The organism is Synechococcus sp. MIT S9507 (assembly GCF_047304715.1).
In the GTDB taxonomy this organism is placed as follows: domain Bacteria; phylum Cyanobacteriota; class Cyanobacteriia; order PCC-6307; family Cyanobiaceae; genus Synechococcus_C.
This window is the reverse complement of the sequence record NZ_CP138970.1, coordinates 1,893,279-1,911,062: the sequence shown is the minus strand read 5'-3', so window position 1 is coordinate 1,911,062 and position 17,784 is coordinate 1,893,279. Positions and strand designations below refer to the sequence as shown.

The window sequence follows — 17,784 nt, the reverse complement described above, 5'->3', positions numbered from 1 at the left end:
TCGTTGATCCGTCAGTCCTCGTCGTAATCAGCGACGCCCAGGGATTCGTAGGTGGGCCTGCTGGGGGTGCTGCGACGGGGGTTCACGTCCTGCATCAGATCGACTTCCTTGCCCTCATCGGTGAACACGGCAATGTCCAGACCCAGCGACTGAAGCTCGCGCATGAGCACCTTGAAGGACTCCGGCGTGCCGGGGCGGGGGATCGGCTTTCCCTTGACGATGGCGTTGAGAGCCTCGTTGCGGCCCTGCATGTCATCGGACTTGACAGTGAGCAGCTCCTGGAGGGTGTAAGCGGCGCCGTAAGCCTCGAGTGCCCAGACCTCCATTTCGCCAAGACGCTGTCCACCCTGCTGAGCCTTGCCTCCGAGAGGCTGCTGAGTCACCAGGGAGTAAGGGCCTGTAGAGCGGGCGTGGATTTTGTCATCCACGAGGTGCACCAGTTTGAGGAAATGGGAGTAGCCCACGGCCACAGGTTGGTCGAAGGGCTCACCGGTGCGTCCGTCGATCAGCTGAAGCTTGCCGGGGTCATCGGGGTTGTAGATCCACTCCTTGCCGGGCTGTTTGGCCGCAGTCTTCAGGAAGGTCTCCACCGTCTGCTGAGACTTCTCTGCACCGTACATCTCATCGAAGGGCACAACCTTCACACGGCAGTCGAGGTTCGAAGCGGCCCAACCCATGAGCAGCTCGAACACCTGACCGACATTCATGCGGCTCGGAACGCCCAGAGGGTTCAGCACGATGTCTACCGGAGTGCCATCGGGGAGATATGGCATGTCCTCACGGGGAAGGATGCGGCTGATGATGCCCTTGTTCCCGTGGCGGCCGGCCATCTTGTCGCCGACCTGGATCTTGCGACGCTGGGCCACATAGACACGCACCACCATGTTTGGGCCTGGGGGCAGCTCATCGCCTTGTTCTCGGGTGTAGATGCGCACATCCACAACACGTCCGCGCTCGGTGCTGGGCACCCTGAGTGAATTGTCACGCACGTCACGGGCTTTTTCACCGAAAATCGCTCGGAGCAGTTTCTCTTCGGGGGGTTGATCGGATTCACCCTTCGGAGTCACCTTGCCGACAAGTATGTCGCCGCTTTCAACGAAGGCGCCGATGCGGATGATGCCCATCTCATCGAGGTTGCCGAGACTTTCCTCAGCAACGTTGGGAATCTCTCTGGTGATCTCCTCTGGCCCCAGCTTGGTCTGACGTGCCTCGATCTCGTACTTCTCGATATGCACCGAGGTGTAGAGGTCGTCGTTGACCAGACGCTCACTGACAAGGATGGCGTCCTCGTAGTTGTAACCCTCCCAGGGCATGTAAGCGATCAAGACGTTCTGGCCAAGAGCGATCTCACCGCCTTCACAGGCGGAACCATCAGCCAGCACCTGACCCACAATCACCGGGTCACCCTGCCGAACAATCGGACGCTGGTTCAGGCAGGTGTCCTGATTGGACCGCTGATACTTCTGAAGGAAATGGGTGTGTTCGAGACCTTCTTCGTCCTGTACCACAATCGCGGTGGCGTCAACGAAGGTGACGGTGCCATTCACCCTTGAGATCGGGACCATGCCCGAGTCGCGGGCAACCTGGGTTTCCAGACCTGTTCCGACAAGCGGACGCTCCGGACGTAACAGCGGCACAGCCTGACGCTGCATGTTGGAGCCCATCAACGCGCGGTTGGCGTCGTCGTGCTCCAGGAATGGAATCAGCGAGGTTGCAACGGAGATCACCTGCACGGGTGAGAGTTGCACGTAGTCCACCTGCTCAGGGGGGACCTTTTCAAAATCCTGCCTGTATCGGACAGGGATCAGGTCAGCGAGGATCGTTCCGTCGCTGTCGGTCGCCACATCTCCAGGGGCGACACGGCATTCGTCCTCGAGGTCAGCTGAGAGATAGATGGGATCGCCCTGCTTGAGAACCCGCCCGTTCTCGACTTTCCAGAAAGGGGTTTCAATGAAGCCGTATTCATTCACCCGGGCGTGGGTGGCAAGTGAATTGATGAGGCCGGCGTTAGGGCCCTCAGGCGTTTCGATTGGGCAGAGACGGCCGTAGTGAGAAGGATGGATGTCACGCACCGCAAAACCGGCACGCTCCCTGGTCAGGCCGCCTGGGCCAAGCGCCGAAATGCGTCGCTTGTGCGTGAGCTCAGCCAGTGGATTGGTCTGATCCATGAACTGACTCAGCTGACTGGAGCCGAAGAACTCCTTGATGGCAGCGACCAGGGGCTTGGGATTGACCAGCTGAGCAGGGGTGAGCGAGTCGGTTTCACCAACCGTCATGCGTTCCTTGATGATTCGCTCAAGGCGATTGAGACCCACGCGAACCTGGTTCTGAAGCAGCTCACCCACCGAGCGCACCCGGCGATTGCCGAGGTGATCGATGTCATCAAGGCTCGCTCCGCCGACATCAAGCTCCAGGTTGATCAGATAATCGAGGGTTGACAGCACATCCTCGTGGGTAAGGGTGCGCACAGAGTCGGGAATCGTGAGACGGAGCTTCTTGTTGATCTTGTAGCGACCCACTCGGCCGAGGTCGTAGCGCTTGGGACCAAAGAAGCGGGTCTGCAGAAGCTGCTGTCCGCCGCTGACTGATGGCGGTTCACCCGGACGCAGCTTTTTGTACAGCTCAAGCAAGGCCTGATCTTCAGAGCTGATGCCCTCGTCGTTGGCGGCTTCAATCGACTTTTTGTAGTACTCCGGATGGCGGAGCTTGTCGATCACATCATTGTCCGAAAGGCCCATGGCGCGCATGAGCACGTGGGCGTTGATCTTGCGGGTCTTGTCCACACGGACGTGCAGAAGATCGTTCTTATCGGTCTCGAACTTCAGCCAGGCACCACGGTTGGGAATGACACTGGCGTTGTAGGTGCGACGCCCGTTCTTGTCCATTTCATCCTTGAAATAGACCCCGGGGCTGCGCACGATCTGATTGACGATCACGCGCTCAGCGCCATTGATGATGAACGTTCCTCTCTCCGTCATCAACGGCAGCTCGCCGATGAACACCTCCTGTTCCTTGATTTCACCGGTCTCCTTGTTGACCAGACGGCATGTCACGTACATCTGCGAGGCGAACGTCGCATCACGACGCTTGGCCTCTTCCACGTCGTGACGAGGACGCTTCAGCCGGTACTCGCTGCCGACGAAATGGAGTTCAAGCTTGCCGGTGTAGTCGGTAATCGGCGAAAAGCTTTCAAGCTCCTCGATCAGACCTCTCTCAAGAAACCACTTGAAACTGGCACGCTGAACCTCCACCAGATCGGGCAGATAGGTGGCGGTCTTGGCGACCTGAATCGCGCTGCTGCTCATGCGGAGACCTGCAGGTATCGGAGGGGACAGTGGGGCCTGAAGGAGGCAGCTGGTACAACCATGAAATGAGCTTTCAGCCAAAACAGCGGCGGCCACCCCTTGGAAAGGGACAACCTCCGCGATCACTGGCTTTAAAAGACTCGGGTCAGGACAGCTGACGTCGTCAATGCACCGGACGGTAATGGACGCTTCGGGAGTCCAAGCACAGAAAACCGTGCCTGGCCAGGCCAATAAGTCATCTTACACTTTCATGTTGCAACGGTCTGCAAGATCAGGGAAGCCTGAACAGACGCCTGGCATTGGCGGTGCTGTCCTGAGCAACCTGCTCGAGCGACTGGTCACGGAGTTCTGCGACACGCGTTGCAACCGAAGCCACGAATGCAGGCTCGTTGCGTTTGCCCCGGCGTGGGACCGGCGCCAGGAAAGGACAATCGGTCTCGACAAGAAATCGATCCTGCGGAACCTCCCTGGCACAGTCATGGGTGGGCACCGCCTTGGGGAACGTCACGGTGCCGCTGAAGCTGATGTAGAAGCCCAGCTCAAGAAATTGATGCATCTCCTCAGGCGTCCCCCCCCAGCAATGCATCACACCGGCGGGACAGCGGCCCTCACGTTGTCGCGCACGCAGTTCGACCAACATCGGCTCTGCCGCATCGCGGCAATGAACGATCACGGGAAGGTTGAGCTCCACGGCGAGGTCGAGCTGGGGACGCAGGATCGCAAGCTGCTCATCCAGATTCTTGTCACGGAACAGATCAAGACCGAGCTCGCCGATGGCCACGACCCGGCTGTCATCCAGCGCAGCAATGCGCAACACCTCAGGTGTGTCATCACCCCAGTGCTTGGTGTCAAGGGGATGAACACCCACGGAATAACGCATTTCGGGGAAGCGATCCGCCAGGGAGCGGATGGCGGGAATCTCACTGGGTTCGACACAGGCGTGCAGCAGCGACTTCACCCCAGCGATCCGCCATCGCTCAGCAACCGCCTCAAGATCCTCCTCGAAGCTCTGAAAAACGATGTGACAGTGACTGTCGATTAACGCTGGAACAGCCATCGGACCCTGAAACGCGCCTTCAGGATCCATTCTGCAGGGCTTGTGGCCATCATCCTGGCCCAGAGATCAGCAATCAGCTTGCAGCGGGAGCGGGATCAATCGCCTTTTTCACAGCGACGGTGAGTCGGGCTTTCTGATGAGCTCCGGTGTTGCGGTGCAGAACGCCTCGCTTGACAGCCTTGTCAATTTTGCTGAATGCGGCATTCATGCTGGATTGAACACCGGCTTTCGCCTCATCACCGGGCGCTGCTGTGTAGGCATCACAGGCACTGATACAGCGCTTCATGAGAGTGCGCATGGCCGACTTGTAGGCCTTGTTCTGAAGGCGATTGCGCTCAGCGATCTCGACGCGTTTCTTCGAAGATTTGTTATTGGCCACAGAGCCGGAATTCTCATCGACAGCCCACAACGTTAACCCAGGACCCTTCGGCTTCCATCGAGGTGATGCGGGTGGACCTAGCTTGACTGAACCTTATGGCCAGCGTTGATGACCACCCTGAGCACAGAGCCGGCGACAAGCGGTCTGCCCAGGTGCCTCGACAGCGCAGCCGGGGCAGAGCAACAACTCGATCGAATTTCAACACGCACCACCGGACAGACGCAGAAAGAAGCCACAGCGACTGTCGAAACCATCATCGAACGCGTGCGCACTGAAGGTGACAGCGCTGTGATGGCACTCACCGAACAGTTCGACGGTTTCCTTCCCGAACCGCTGAGGGTTCCAGCGGCTGAGCTGCATCAAGCCTGGGAGAGCAGCCCAGCGAACCTGCGGGACGCCCTGGAACTCGCCCACCGTCGGGTCCAGGACTTTCACATGCGCCAGAAACCACAGGACATCGACGTTCAAGGCATCCACGGAGAACGCCTCGGGCGTCGATGGAGACCGGTGCAGGCTGCAGGTCTTTATGTTCCGGGTGGTCGGGCTTCATACCCCAGCACGGTGTTGATGAATGCCGTTCCTGCAAGGGTTGCGGGGGTGGAGAGGCTGGTGATGGTCACCCCTGCAGCAGCCAATGGCCAGGTGAACCGGACCGTGCTTGCAGCTGCACACCTGGCGGGAGTGCAGGAGGTCTATCGGATCGGGGGCGCCCAGGCGGTTGCGGCTCTTGCTCTGGGCACGGAAACAATCCCTCGCGTTGATGTCATCAGCGGCCCGGGAAATCTCTATGTCACTCTCGCCAAAAAGCTGGTCTATGGACAGGTTGGCATCGACTCCCTGGCTGGTCCCAGTGAAGTTCTGGTGATTGCCGATGGCTCAGCCTGCGTTGGTCAGGTCGCTTCTGATCTTCTGGCCCAGGCGGAACACGATCCACTGGCTGCAGCCATTCTTCTCACCACATCCCAGTCCCTGGCCGATTCGCTGCCGGCGGAGCTTGAAACTCAGCTGAGCAGCCATCCCCGTGAAGCTATCTGCAGGCAATCGCTGGGGCAATGGGGGCTGGTCGTGGTCTGCGACAACCTTGAAACCTGTGCACGCCTGAGCGATCGTTTTGCGCCGGAACATCTGGAGCTGCTCGTGGAGCGGCCACGGATGCTGGCGGATCGCATCCAACAGGCAGGCGCAATTTTCATCGGTCCATGGAGTCCGGAAGCAGTGGGTGATTACCTGGCCGGTCCGAATCACACCCTGCCCACCTGTGGTTCCGCGCGTTACAGCGGCGCACTGAGCGTGGAAACCTTCATGCGCCATACCTCGATGATCGAATTCAGCAGGGAAGCGCTCGAAGCCACTGGCGGAGCAGTGGTGGAACTGGCCAGCAGCGAAGGACTGCACAGCCATGCGAACTCAGTGAAGGTCAGGCTGGACTGAGATCAGCCGACCTTGTCCAGTCGACGAACCCCTGCCACACCGTCATTCACTTCACCCACCAACACCTCGTGGGCGAGATTCACAAACAGACCGTTCTCCAGCACACCGGGAATGTTGTTGATGGTTCTCTCCAGATCCAGGGGGTTAGCAATTCCCCCGTCGAAACGAACATCCAGAACGAGGTTGCCCTGATCGGTCACCACAGGACCGGCCTTGCGATTCGCCATGCGCAGTTCGGCTTTTCCGCTCATCGCCGACAACCGCTGCTGAACCTGACGCCAGGCTCCGGGCAGAACCTCCACCGGCAGAAGAAAGTCAAGATTCAGCCGTTCCACCAGCTTGGTGGAATCCACCACCACGACGAAGCGTTCTGCGCGAGCGGCGACAAGTTTCTCCTGAACGTGGCATGCACCGCCGCCCTTGATCAGCTGGAAAGAAGGATCCACCTCATCAGCACCGTCAATGGCCAGGTCAATCCTGCTCACAGCGTTGAGACTGAGCAGAGGGATGCCCAGCTCAGCAGCTAGCACTTCACCCTGGAACGATGTGGTGACACCGACGATGTCCTTGAGCTGACCGGAGGCGAGACGCTGGCCGAGTCCCTGAATCATCAGAGCTGCCGTGGAACCTGATCCAAGCCCCACAATCATTCCGTCGCGGAACTGTTCGACTGCCGCTTGAGCGACGGCCTGTTTCATCTGGTTCTGAAGATCTGGCATCGTTCAGGTTTGATCCGCGGCGCGACCGTAGCAAGAGTGTCAGCCGAAACCCGGCAAGGGTTCAGGTTTGACGGACAGCTGCAGATCTTTTTCACCACGGATGATCTGAAGAGCCAGGGGTTGATGAATCTCTGCCTGATCGACCTGCTGAAGAAGTGTCTGGGGATCATCAACGGGAACATCACCCGCCTTGACCACCAGATCACCGCGACGCAGGCCAGCTCTCTGGGCAGGGCTGTCTGGAAGAACAGACTGAACAAGGGCGCCTGACCGTTCCGGCAGCTCGACGAGAGCATTGGGGTCCCGGTTGTGCTCTCTGGCGATTCTGGCCGTCAGCGGAATCAACTGAAGCCCCAGATAGGGATGAACAACTTCCCCGGCCTGTTGCAGCTGCTGGGCGACGCGGCTCGCGAGATTGATGGGAATAGCGAAACCAAGTCCAGCCCCGGGACCCGATCTGACAAGGGTGTTGATGCCGATCACGCGACCATCGGCGTTCACAAGCGGGCCGCCCGAATTTCCGGGATTGATGGCTGCATCGGTCTGAATCAGATCAAGGCGCTTGTCGTTGAAACCGAGACTGCTGATGTTGCGATGCAGGCTGCTGACAATGCCGAGGGTGACGGTCCGCTCAAGGCCGTAGGGCGTGCCCAGAGCGATGGCCCAGTCCCCGACATCCAGAGCATCGGAGTCCCCGAGCCTGGCCGGCTTGGGAAGCTCACCACCCTCCAGCCGGACCAGTGCCAGATCCGTAACCGGGTCGCGGCCGATGACGACACCGTCTCTTTGATCACCGTCGGCGAGGGTCACATTGACCTCATCGACCTGCTCAACAACATGGGCATTGGTGAGCACCAGGCCCTCTCGGTCGATCACTACCCCGGACCCCTGCCCGCGCTGACGCTCAGGGCCGTAGCCGGGCTCGCCGAGCAGGTCCCTGAGCAGAGGATCGATCAGGTTTGGGTCAAAGGGCTGACGCTCCACAATCCGCTCCGTGTCGATTCTGACCACTGCCGGAGCGACGTTGCGCACAGCGTCGGCAACGAAGCTGTGCGTGCCAGGGAAACCATTCGCGGCTGCCCATGCTCTGACCGGCAGAACCGTGAACGACAGAATCAGCAAAAAGGTCCCCGGCCAGCCGAGGACCACCTGCTTGGTTATCCGACCAGGAGCCACAGACGTGAGCGTCAGAACTGCGCTCACGCTAGAGGGGCCAATCAGAACATTTGGCTGGAATCAACAACCGTCGAAAAAGCGTCAGCGTTGAGGGGGTTGTCAAACTCCTGACCTGGGGGGATGGGTTGGCTCGCAGGCGAGCCAGCACTGAACAGATCGGGATCAGCACTGATCACGCCTTGACTGGAAGCGACTGTCGGCGACTCGACGAAATCGTCGAGACCGAAATGACCATCACCGCCAATAACAGAATCGAACGGTTCGCTTCTCGAAATCACCTCATCGAAGCTGGCACCGCCAAGAAGCAGGTCAGACGCCGACGCGATCAGACTCTGATCACCACTGCTGTCGTTGGAAAGAGCCCAGAACATCATGCCCCCTAGTCCCATTTCATCGACATAAGCCGTTTTGCCGGCGATGGTGGCTGGAGTTTCAATCGAACTCCAGACCTGAGTGTCTTCGTTGTAAACGAAAGCTGCCTTGGAATCGTCATCCCAGATCAATTCATAACGTCCGTCGGTGACACCAGTGATCAGATCCTTCTGGTCGTAATTCCCCGATTCATAAGAGCCAGGAGCCTGTCGTGCATCACCGGAGTTTCCCAAACCGAATGTGTCTCCAGCCTGCACATTCCCCCAGGCTCGTGTGTAGGCAGGAGCTCCAAGCACCACCTTATTCAGATCAACACCATTGACTTCGAACTGTTCAATTGCCGTAGCGATGTCATAGCCACCAGGATCATTGACCATGGCTGCCTGATGACCAGTCACTGACTCCCAGCCTCCATGGAAGTCGTAGGTCATCACATTGTAAAAATCAACATAGGGATCAATCCCTGGAAGATTCAGATTGGCAAGCTTGTCTGCCCCCCCAGCAGTGGCAATCGAAACCTCATAATTTTCACCTGTTGACTGCTCAAGTTCGTCAAGCTTGCCCTTCAAAAGCTCAAGAGTTAACGCAAAGTTTGCACCATCTTCAGAACTGGAGGCATTTCCCGAATCACCCCCACCACCGGGGTATTCCCAGTCAAAGTCAACAGTATTGAAAAAATCATATTGCTTGAAAATGTCAACAACATTGTCAGTGAAGCCATCTCGGCCAGAGGCAGAATCAACTGCCAAACTGAATTCATCCGACAGGGTCCAGCCACCGAGAGCAAATCCCAGATTAATATCAGGATAAAGCTGTTTAACGAGGTCGAACTGGCGCAGATTACCCACATATTCAACAGGCGTGCTCCAGCCCACCGGAACACCCGTCACGGTCACAGATCCATCAGAATTAGTGATGGACGTGAACTCACCGCCATCAACATATGCATTACGCCGTTCCCAATCCAGGTCCTGCCATTCAGCCGCTGAGAATGTTCGATTAACCTGCTCATCTGCTGTGAATCTCTTGTCCTCAGCCGCCCATGGATCGAACAGATTCACATCACCGTTGGCTTTCACATCAAAGAAGCTATAATTGATATGGGTGAGTTGCTCGACATTGATGTCTTGCACAAGAAAATCACGTTCGTAAATCCCCCATTCCTCGAAATAAGCAACGACTTTCTTCTCTGGACTGTTGATCTCCTGGCTGGACGGACTCAGTGAATTGGAAGAATCAACTTGATCTGCAACCTGCAGGTTTGCTGAAATCTCACCAGATCCGGCAGAGAGAAGGTCTGACCTTGACGTTACAGCCACATCAGTTTGAGAACGTTCTGCGGCATCCGCCGAACCCCCATTGAGCAGAAGTTCAGCCGACGCTTCTTTGGCAACGGTGTTTAATGAATTGGAATAATCAAGTTGATCTGCAACCTGCAGATTTGCTGAAATCTCATCAGGGTCTGCAGACAAAAATTCTGACGTTATTGTTGCATTTGCATCGGCTTCAGGAACTTCTTGAGTCTCTGCCGTGCCTCCAATCGGCAGAACTTCACCTGACGTTTCGTTGGCAACGATGGTTGCTGAACGAGAAACATTCTCTGCCCTGAAAAACAGATCGCTGGTGAGTTCTCCGCTGTTTGGAAGTCCCTCGCTGACCGCATTGAAACTCACATCGATGCTTTGACCGGCGGCGATCTCGCTGTTCCAGGAAGCAGGGGTGAGGGTCACCTGGCTGCCGCCGTCTGGCAATACATCGATGTCAGCACCACCAGCCCAGCTCTGAAAATCACTGTGGGGGGTCTCGAAACTGACAGACCAATTATCGATTGCGCGCTCTGAAGTGTTTGTGATGGTGAGAATTCCACTCATGCCACCCCAGTACAAGTTCCCGCTCACCTCGAGACTGAGCGGATTGCCACTGGAATCAGCCTGCACAGTGGCCGCCTCAGCGATGTCATTCAGCAGCGATGGGTCAGCCGATGGATCAGCATCGCCTCCAGTCATCAATGCATCTGCGATTTCAGCGGGATCCCCTGGCTGAAGTGATGGACCAGAAGAAGCAAGCGCCTGCTCTTCCACCGCCTCAAGATCAGAAGAGAGGGCAGGCGCTGGAGAAGGCAGTGATGTCGATGTATCAACAGGGGCAGCAGAAACAGCGGCACCAGTGAAGAAGTCTGAGCTGGTCAGAGCTCCACTGTCAGGAAGCCCCTCACCCTGGGCATTGAAGCTGATTGAGATCTCACCATTCGCTGGAATCGTTCCATTCCAATCAGCAGGATTGAATGTAACTCTGTTGAGGCCATTTCCTGCATCCGAAACCTGAACATCTCCAGACCAACTTTCAAACTGACTATGCGAAGTAAGGAAGGAAACTTCCCAATCTTCCACCGCTACTCCCATCGGGTTTCGGATGATCAGATCGCCGCTGATCCCACCACCCCACCACAGAGATCCATTCACATCGAGCTGAAGACAACTGTTGTGAGGATTGGCACCGCCCGGCAGATTCATCACCACATTGGAAAGATCCGGAGAAACCATATCCATAGGCATTGAATCCATCCCGTCGGACGACTGCTGAGACTCAGCAGTCATGGGCATCGATTCGATTAATGCAGTCGACTGATCCTGATCAGCTCGCTCCTGAATCAAACGATTACTCTCATCGAGTGTCGTGGGCTGACCGGGAGCTTCACCGAAAGCTGTGACAAATTCTCCTGGCCGAGTTTGCGAACCATCAGTCAAACCACCATCAGGAGTGAACAGACTTGTTCGGTCTACCAAGGCAAGCTGTTCAGGACTGAAGCCAAAAGCTCGATCAAGAAGGTCTTCCTCGATCTGGTCAAAATGAAATTCTAGATTTGCTCCAATCAAATCCTCCTTCTGAACATCAGAAAAAATAAACTTTTGCCCAAGAGGCTCAGAGCTTATAACCAAATCCGAACCAACATTTTCAACTGTCAGGCGCTCACGAGTACCAAAATAAAGGAAATTAATTTTGTCCAAACGAGGGTCAAAACCATCAACCGTTGTGACACTATTTTTTTCATGCGAACGTATATATACAGTGTTGCCAACACTCTCATTACCAGGATCAAAAGCGGGTCCTATCTTGCTCTCCCAAGACATGACTCCACCCACATCCTGCCGCAAATGCTCGTTACCAACAGGAGCAAAATTACGCTCACTTAATTCTTCCCAACGAATCCCCTGTCCATCGACATCGAGAATTCGCTGATATTGATCGGGTTGCCAAGGGAAAACAATCGTCGCAAAACCGTCTTCATCTTGTCCAATGATCAAGCTATGCACAGAAATATCAGAAAAATCCAGCTGATCGTTTGCAGAATCAAAGCCAAGAATGTCCTGACTAAAGTCGCCAACGGTGAAAGTTGCCATGGATCAAGATTGTGCGAGGTAGTTGAATCATTGCCGCTGAGAATGAAATCCAGAACCCTTCATCTTTAGGGTTTTCAGTTGAATCCAGACACAACTATCAACGACGCATTCACTTGATATTCACAACCTTGAAATCATTGAGTCACACAATGCGTCACACCTGTGGCAGTGGTTGAGATTGTTTCAGTCAACCCAGTGGCGTCTGATTCCTTCAACCGCTGCTGCAGTGCGGTCTTTCACGTTCAGCTTGCGCATGATCGATTGCACGTGCCCCCTTGCGGTGGTTTCAGCGATGCAAAGCTCCTCAGCAATTTCCTTGTTGGTCATGCCGTCGCAGAGCAAGGTCAGCACCATGCGTTCTCGATCTGAAAGGGCTTGCGCGTCGCGTGGATCTCTATGACAAATGGCATATGGGATGAATGGATCAACAAAACGCTCACCTGCCTGGATCGACTTCATTGCGTTGGCAATCGATGTCAGATCAAGACTCCGTTGTGTGAGAACCACATCCGTGGGACTGGCGAGAGCCTCCCGCATCAGGGTGGGATCCGCTCCCATGAGCGTGAACACCGTGGCGATCGGAGACTCCGATACCGAACGCCGTTTGAGGTCGACAACCAGATCCAGCCCCCGGCCTTCCTCAAGCTGCTCGCTGACGAAGGCCAGCACGGGTTCGCTGATTCCATCCAGACAGGACAGAGCCTCTTCATGGGTCGAAGCGATGCCGATCAGAGGACATGGTTGGTCCGTGCTTTGCAGAGCGAAGAAACTGGCCAAGGCCAGGGCATAGGGACGATTCGCCGTAGCAACAAGAATCCGATGACTGCCGGAGAGGTCTCTCAAATGCTCGCTCAGGAGCCGGAATGACTCATTAATGGTGATCAGCACTGATCAGCTCCACTGTTTTCGCCTTCTCTGAATGGGACATGAACCGGGCGACAGGAGTCATGCCACCGGCATCAGTCAAAACGACAGAGGGATGCCCTTCGGCTGATCCTGATCGGGCAGGTTTCCCAATTCTCGAACTGGCCGCTTGCGCAGACCGTGCCTAGTGGTGTGTTGAATCCGATCCGACCGTGTCATCACAATGCGCCTGATCCACAAGGCCGCAACCGGCCTGCTCGCTCTCTCCACAATCGCCCTTGTGGGGTGCCAGAACGAAACGACTGAAGCGAATAACTCCACCGAGAGTTCATCTGAAGCGAATGTCTATGACAGTGGCAAGTTGAGGGCGGTGGTCATTGGTGATGCCTTGCCGATGGTCAAGAAGGAGGGAGACAACTACGACGGCCTTTCCTTTGTTGTTCTCGAAGCAATCCGGGATCAGATCAATGTGTCGCCGAAGAAGAAAGACAAGGAGGTGAGCATCGAGCCCGTCGCGGCAGGTTCCGCCCGCGAAGGTCTGGACATGATCCGATCAGGAGCTGCTGACATCGCCTGCGGCGTGGCCTTCACCTGGGAGAGACAGCGCTCTCTGACCTACACACTGCCCTTCTCTGTTGGTGGAGTCAGGCTGCTCGCCCCGGACGGCATTGATGGCACTCCGGACAGCCTGAGCGGAAAAAAAGTCGGAGTTGTGAAAGACAGCATGGCGGCCACCGTTCTGGCGGAATCGGTTGATGACGCCAAATTCCAGTTTTTCGACACGCCTGATCAAGCTCTGGCGGCTCTCAAGGACGGCAACGTTGAAATTCTTGGCGGCGATAGCCTCTGGTTGAGAGCCAACCAGGCTGAGACCGCACCTGAGGCAGCACTTGTTCCAGACAGGCCCTATGCCCGTTCCGGAGTGGGTTGCGTGGTGGCTGACACCACTCCCCATCTGCTCAACATCAGCAATCTGGGCATTGGTCGCCTGCTTTCCGGATACATCAACGACGACGACGGAGTCCGCTCGGCCATCAACACCTGGATCGGCACCGACAGCACCGTGGGACTCAAAGACGAGCAGATCAACCGCTTCTTCACGATCGTGCTCTCCACTGCCGCTGAATTCAATCCGCAGTCCTGATATTGAGCCGTAATTGATCCATTTTTTTCTGTCAACCATGAACAAGACAAGCCTTCTCACCTTCGCCGCCGTTCTGGCAACAAGTGCGGTGCTCTGTGAATCGTCCAGAGCCGCCGTACACAACGAACCCGATCTGGGCAACTCCCTTGAACAGCGGATCGAGCGGATGAGCACCGAAGCCTGGGCCGTCATGCAACGCAATGGCGTTCTGACTGACGAGCAGATCGCTCGCGCCTGGGGCAACGGCGGCGGCCGGGCCTGGGGCAACGGCGGCGGCCGGGCCTGGGGCAATGGCGGCGCTCGCAGGGGCTTCGCAAATGGTGGCCGTGGCGGCTTCGCCAACGCCTACCGCGGTGGATTCACCAACTGGTGAAGCATTCCGACTACGGCCCGATCGGTCTGCTGGTGATCCAGTCGACGTCGCTCTGCAACCTCGACTGCAGCTACTGCTACCTCCCCGATCGCCAGCGGCGCAATGTGTTCAACCTCCAGCAGCAGTTACCTCTGCTGCTGGAGAGGATTTATGAAAGCCCATTCTGGGGGCCCCATCTCTCGATTCTCTGGCACGCCGGCGAACCGCTGACCCTGCCCACCAGCTTCTATGACCAGGCCAGCGCGATCATCCAGCGCCAGACAGCCGGTCTGCAGGAGCAGGGGGTGGTGATCGAACAACATCTGCAAACCAACGCAACGCTGATCAACGAAGACTGGTGTGACTGCTTTGTGCGCAACAGGATTGTGGTTGGAGTGAGTGTCGACGGGCCTGAGGACATTCACGACAGCCACCGCCGCTTCAGAAACGGCAAGGGCTCTTACGCCCAGACCATGCGCGGTATCCGCACCCTGCGTGAGCGCGGAATCGACTTCCATGCGATTGCTGTTCTGACCGCCGATGCTCTCGAGCAACCGGAGCGGATGTACGCCTTCTTCCGTGATGAAGGGATTCATCAGCTCGGTTTCAATGTGGAGGAGCAGGAGGGAGTCCACACCAGCTCGTCCATGCAGGGCCTGTTGAAGGAAAAGCTGTATCGCGACTTCCTTTCACGCTTCTGGGCCTGCAATGAAAAGGATGGTTTCCCCATCCAGGTTCGTGAGTTCGATCAGGTGATGGGCATGATCGCCGGGGGACAACGCCTGCTGCAAAACGAGATGAATCGGCCCTACGCGATTCTCAGCGTGGATGCCAAAGGCAACTTCTCAACCTTCGATCCGGAACTGCTGTCGGTCGAAACCGAACGCTATGGCCTGTTCAATCTGGGCAACATCCGCGATGTGTCTCTGATGGAAGCCACCAGGACGGAACCGTTTCAGAAACTGCTTCGTGACATGTCTTCCGGAATGAAGCGATGCAAACAGGAATGCGAGTACTACGGGTTCTGCGGTGGTGGAACCGGCAGCAACAAATACTGGGAGCACGGCAGTCTGGACGCCACAGAGACCTGTGCATGTCGTTTTTCCAGTCAGATCCCCGTGGATGTGCTGCTGGAGAAGCTCGAAACTGCAGCCGGGCCCTGAACAGGGCAGGAGATCAACAGGTGACCGAACTCCGTTCGGAGATTTTTTTTTTGGGGGGGGGGCGACAATCCTTTAAATTGGATTAACGGCCTGGTGAGATCCTCTCTCCGGGAGGGTGATCAACGCATCCACCATCGGGCCTGAGCCCGAGACCACCCTTCCTGCGCCCTTGCCCCATCCACTTCTTCCGGATCTAACGTCTTTGGCCAAGGCCACGGCTGAAAGCCATGGATTTTCACTGGTCAATGCCCAGGTGCTGACACATCTGCAGCCGATGACCCTTCAGCTGCAGATCCGACGCAGCAATGGAGATGACGTTTCCCTGGATGACTGCGCGGGTTTCAGCGCGCCGATGGGAGAGGCCATCGAAGCCTCTGCCTTGCTCGCGGAGGCTTATGTTCTGGAGATCAGCAGTCCCGGGATTGGGGACAGACTCCAGTCGGACAGGGATTTTCAAACCTTCCGGAGCTATCCAGTTGATGTCGTCCATCAGGACGACGAAGGCCGGGAACAGCGTTTGTCAGGAACTCTGCTGGAACGCACCGAAGACCACGTGCAAATCAACATGCGCGGCCGAGTCAAACGGATCCCGAGGGATTCAGTGATCAGCGTTGAACTCACAAGCCCCACAGGCTGAACAGATCACAACCGCTCTCGACTTTCCTCTCCTTCACTCCTCCTCGTCTCTGTCATGGCACTCGTTCTTCTTCCCGGCCTCAGCAACCTGATTGATGACATCAGTGAGGAGAAGAAGCTTCCTCCTCAGGTGGTTGAAGCCGCTTTGCGGGAGGCACTGCTCAAGGGCTATGAGCGCTACCGCCGCACCCTGTACCTGGGAATCGGGGAAGACCCGTTTGACGAGGAGTACTTCAGCAACTTCGATGTCGCGCTCGATCTGGAGGAAGAGGGTTACAGGGTCCTCGCCAGCAAGATCATCGTGGAGGAGGTTGAGAGCGAAGACCACCAGATCGCACTGGCTGAGGTGATGCAGGTGGCCGAAGACGCCCAGGCTGGCGACACGGTTGTGCTGGATGTCACCCCGGAGAAAGAGGATTTCGGCCGCATGGCTGCGGCCACAACCAAGCAGGTGTTGGCTCAGAAGCTGCGTGATCAGCAGCGGCGGATGATTCAGGAGGAATTCGCCGACCTTGAGGATCCAGTCCTGACGGCGCGAGTGATCCGCTTCGAACGCCAGTCCGTGATCATGGCTGTGAGTTCAGGCCTGGGCCGCCCTGAAGTGGAAGCGGAGCTTCCTCGTCGTGATCAGCTGCCCAACGACAACTACCGCGCTAACGCCACCTTCAAAGTCTTTCTTAAAGAAGTCAGCGAGGTCCCAAGGCGAGGTCCCCAGCTCTTCGTGAGCCGAGCCAATGCCGGTCTTGTGGTGTATCTGTTTGAAAACGAAGTGCCGGAAATCCAGGAAGGATCCGTGCGCATTGTTGCCGTTGCAAGGGAGGCCAACCCCCCTTCTCGATCTGTCGGTCCCCGCACCAAAGTTGCCGTGGACAGCATCGAGCGTGAGGTGGACCCCGTCGGGGCCTGCATCGGCGCCCGCGGCTCAAGGATTCAGCAGGTGGTGAATGAACTGCGCGGAGAGAAAATCGATGTCATCCGCTGGTCGCAGGATCCTGGCCAGTACATCGCCAACTCGCTCAGCCCTGCAAGGGTCGATGTGGTTCGGCTCGTCGACCCCGTCGGCCAACATGCCCATGTGCTGGTGCCTCCGGATCAGTTGAGCCTGGCGATTGGTCGCGAAGGTCAGAACGTGCGACTGGCAGCACGCCTAACCGGCTGGAAGATCGACATCAAGAACGCAAGTGAATACGACCAGGCTGCCGAGGATGCCGTTGTCTCGGAACTGATCGCCCAACGGGAGCAGGAGGAGGCCCTGCAGCGTGAAGCCGAGGAACGTCTTGCCGCTGAGCAGGCCGCAAGAGCGGAAGAGGATGCACGCCTGCGTGAGCTGTATCCCCTGCCGGAAGACGATGAGGAGTACAGCGAAGCATCGGAAGAGAAAATGACAGAGGCTGATGCCTACGAGGAATCAGCTGAACCGGCGTCAGAGGAAGCCGCCACTGACCAGGACGGCGAGACCGCAGAGGTGGTCAATGACCCCAACGAGGAAGGAGCCCGGTGAACGCCTCACGCCCTGTCCTGCGTCGCTGTGTCGCCTGCCGAGAGCTGTTTGACCGCAGCATTCTCTGGCGGGTCATCCGCGACCATCGGGACGGGGTTCTCCTCGATCAGGGCACGGGGCGTTCCGCCTATCTCTGTCGCAGGGAGAGCTGTCTTGAGGAGGCACAGCGCCGGAAACGCCTGCACAAAGCCCTGCGATGCCAGGTGCCCGACAGTGCGATTGAGGAGCTGAGAAGGCGACTGAAACCAAACAAGGAATCAGCCGCTGAGGCAAGATGAACACTG

At 57.0% G+C, this 17,784-nt stretch carries 14 protein-coding genes; 7 read left to right on the top strand and 7 right to left on the bottom strand.

Annotated features, from left to right (window positions below; all coding sequences use genetic code 11):
- Positions 1–11: 11 nt before the first annotated feature.
- The 3 genes from rpoB to rpsT form a co-directional block, all read right to left on the bottom strand.
- Positions 12–3,305 carry a DNA-directed RNA polymerase subunit beta gene (gene rpoB / locus SIB83_RS09960; RefSeq protein ID WP_413745719.1) on the bottom strand — a complete coding sequence of 1,098 codons (3,294 nt, stop codon included), beginning with the start codon at positions 3,303–3,305 and terminating at the stop codon, positions 12–14.
- Between the two features lie 271 nt (positions 3,306–3,576).
- Positions 3,577–4,362, bottom strand: coding sequence for a TatD family hydrolase (locus SIB83_RS09955; protein WP_413745718.1), 786 nt, complete (start codon positions 4,360–4,362; stop codon positions 3,577–3,579).
- 73 nt (positions 4,363–4,435) lie between these two features.
- The gene (gene rpsT / locus SIB83_RS09950) at positions 4,436–4,741 is read right to left on the bottom strand and encodes a 30S ribosomal protein S20 (protein ID WP_413405493.1); all 306 of its coding nucleotides are present in this window, start codon (positions 4,739–4,741) and stop codon (positions 4,436–4,438) included.
- 108 nt (positions 4,742–4,849) lie between these two features.
- On the opposite strand from rpsT, the gene hisD reads away from it, so the two are divergent.
- Complete coding sequence (hisD, locus tag SIB83_RS09945; RefSeq protein ID WP_413405492.1) at positions 4,850–6,172, top strand: histidinol dehydrogenase; 1,323 nt, start codon at positions 4,850–4,852, stop codon at positions 6,170–6,172.
- 2 nt (positions 6,173–6,174) lie between these two features.
- On the opposite strand, the gene rpiA is transcribed toward hisD, so the two are convergent.
- The 4 genes from rpiA to SIB83_RS09925 form a co-directional block, all read right to left on the bottom strand.
- Positions 6,175–6,891, bottom strand: coding sequence for a ribose-5-phosphate isomerase RpiA (rpiA, locus tag SIB83_RS09940; RefSeq protein ID WP_413745717.1), 717 nt, complete (start codon positions 6,889–6,891; stop codon positions 6,175–6,177).
- A 39-nt stretch (positions 6,892–6,930) separates the two neighbouring features.
- Positions 6,931–8,004 carry a trypsin-like peptidase domain-containing protein gene (locus tag SIB83_RS09935; protein WP_413406289.1) on the bottom strand — a complete coding sequence of 358 codons (1,074 nt, stop codon included), beginning with the start codon at positions 8,002–8,004 and terminating at the stop codon, positions 6,931–6,933.
- 104 nt (positions 8,005–8,108) lie between these two features.
- Entirely contained in the window at positions 8,109–11,840 is a 3,732-nt protein-coding gene (locus SIB83_RS09930; RefSeq protein ID WP_413745716.1) for a glycosyl hydrolase family 18 protein, read from the bottom strand.
- A gap of 183 nt (positions 11,841–12,023) precedes the next feature.
- Positions 12,024–12,728 carry a response regulator transcription factor gene (locus SIB83_RS09925; RefSeq protein ID WP_413745715.1) on the bottom strand — a complete coding sequence of 235 codons (705 nt, stop codon included), beginning with the start codon at positions 12,726–12,728 and terminating at the stop codon, positions 12,024–12,026.
- Positions 12,729–12,927: 199 nt separating this feature from the next.
- Here SIB83_RS09925 and grrP point away from each other — a divergent pair, with 199 nt between their 5' ends.
- The 6 genes from grrP to SIB83_RS09895 all read left to right on the top strand — a co-directional run bounded on the left by grrP (position 12,928) and on the right by SIB83_RS09895 (position 17,778).
- Positions 12,928–13,848: an extracellular substrate binding-like orphan protein GrrP gene (gene grrP / locus SIB83_RS09920; protein ID WP_413745714.1), complete on the top strand. Its 921-nt coding sequence runs from the start codon at positions 12,928–12,930 to the stop codon at positions 13,846–13,848.
- Positions 13,849–13,885: 37 nt separating this feature from the next.
- Positions 13,886–14,221, top strand: coding sequence for a GrrA/OscA1 family cyclophane-containing rSAM-modified RiPP (gene grrA, locus SIB83_RS09915; protein ID WP_413745713.1), 336 nt, complete (start codon positions 13,886–13,888; stop codon positions 14,219–14,221).
- Positions 14,218–15,363: a cyclophane-forming radical SAM/SPASM peptide maturase GrrM/OscB gene (gene grrM, locus SIB83_RS09910; protein WP_413745712.1), complete on the top strand. Its 1,146-nt coding sequence runs from the start codon at positions 14,218–14,220 to the stop codon at positions 15,361–15,363. The genes grrA and grrM overlap by 4 nt, the downstream gene beginning before the upstream one ends.
- Before the next feature lie 169 nt (positions 15,364–15,532).
- The gene (rimP, locus tag SIB83_RS09905) at positions 15,533–16,000 is read left to right on the top strand and encodes a ribosome maturation factor RimP (RefSeq protein WP_413747353.1); all 468 of its coding nucleotides are present in this window, start codon (positions 15,533–15,535) and stop codon (positions 15,998–16,000) included.
- A 54-nt stretch (positions 16,001–16,054) separates the two neighbouring features.
- Positions 16,055–17,500, top strand: a complete 1,446-nt coding sequence (gene nusA / locus SIB83_RS09900; protein WP_413745711.1) for a transcription termination factor NusA — start codon at positions 16,055–16,057, stop codon at positions 17,498–17,500.
- A complete protein-coding gene (locus tag SIB83_RS09895; RefSeq protein ID WP_413405476.1) occupies positions 17,497–17,778 on the top strand; it encodes a YlxR family protein in 282 nt (93 codons plus the stop codon). Before nusA ends, SIB83_RS09895 begins: the two co-directional genes overlap by 4 nt.
- Positions 17,779–17,784: the final 6 nt, after the last annotated feature.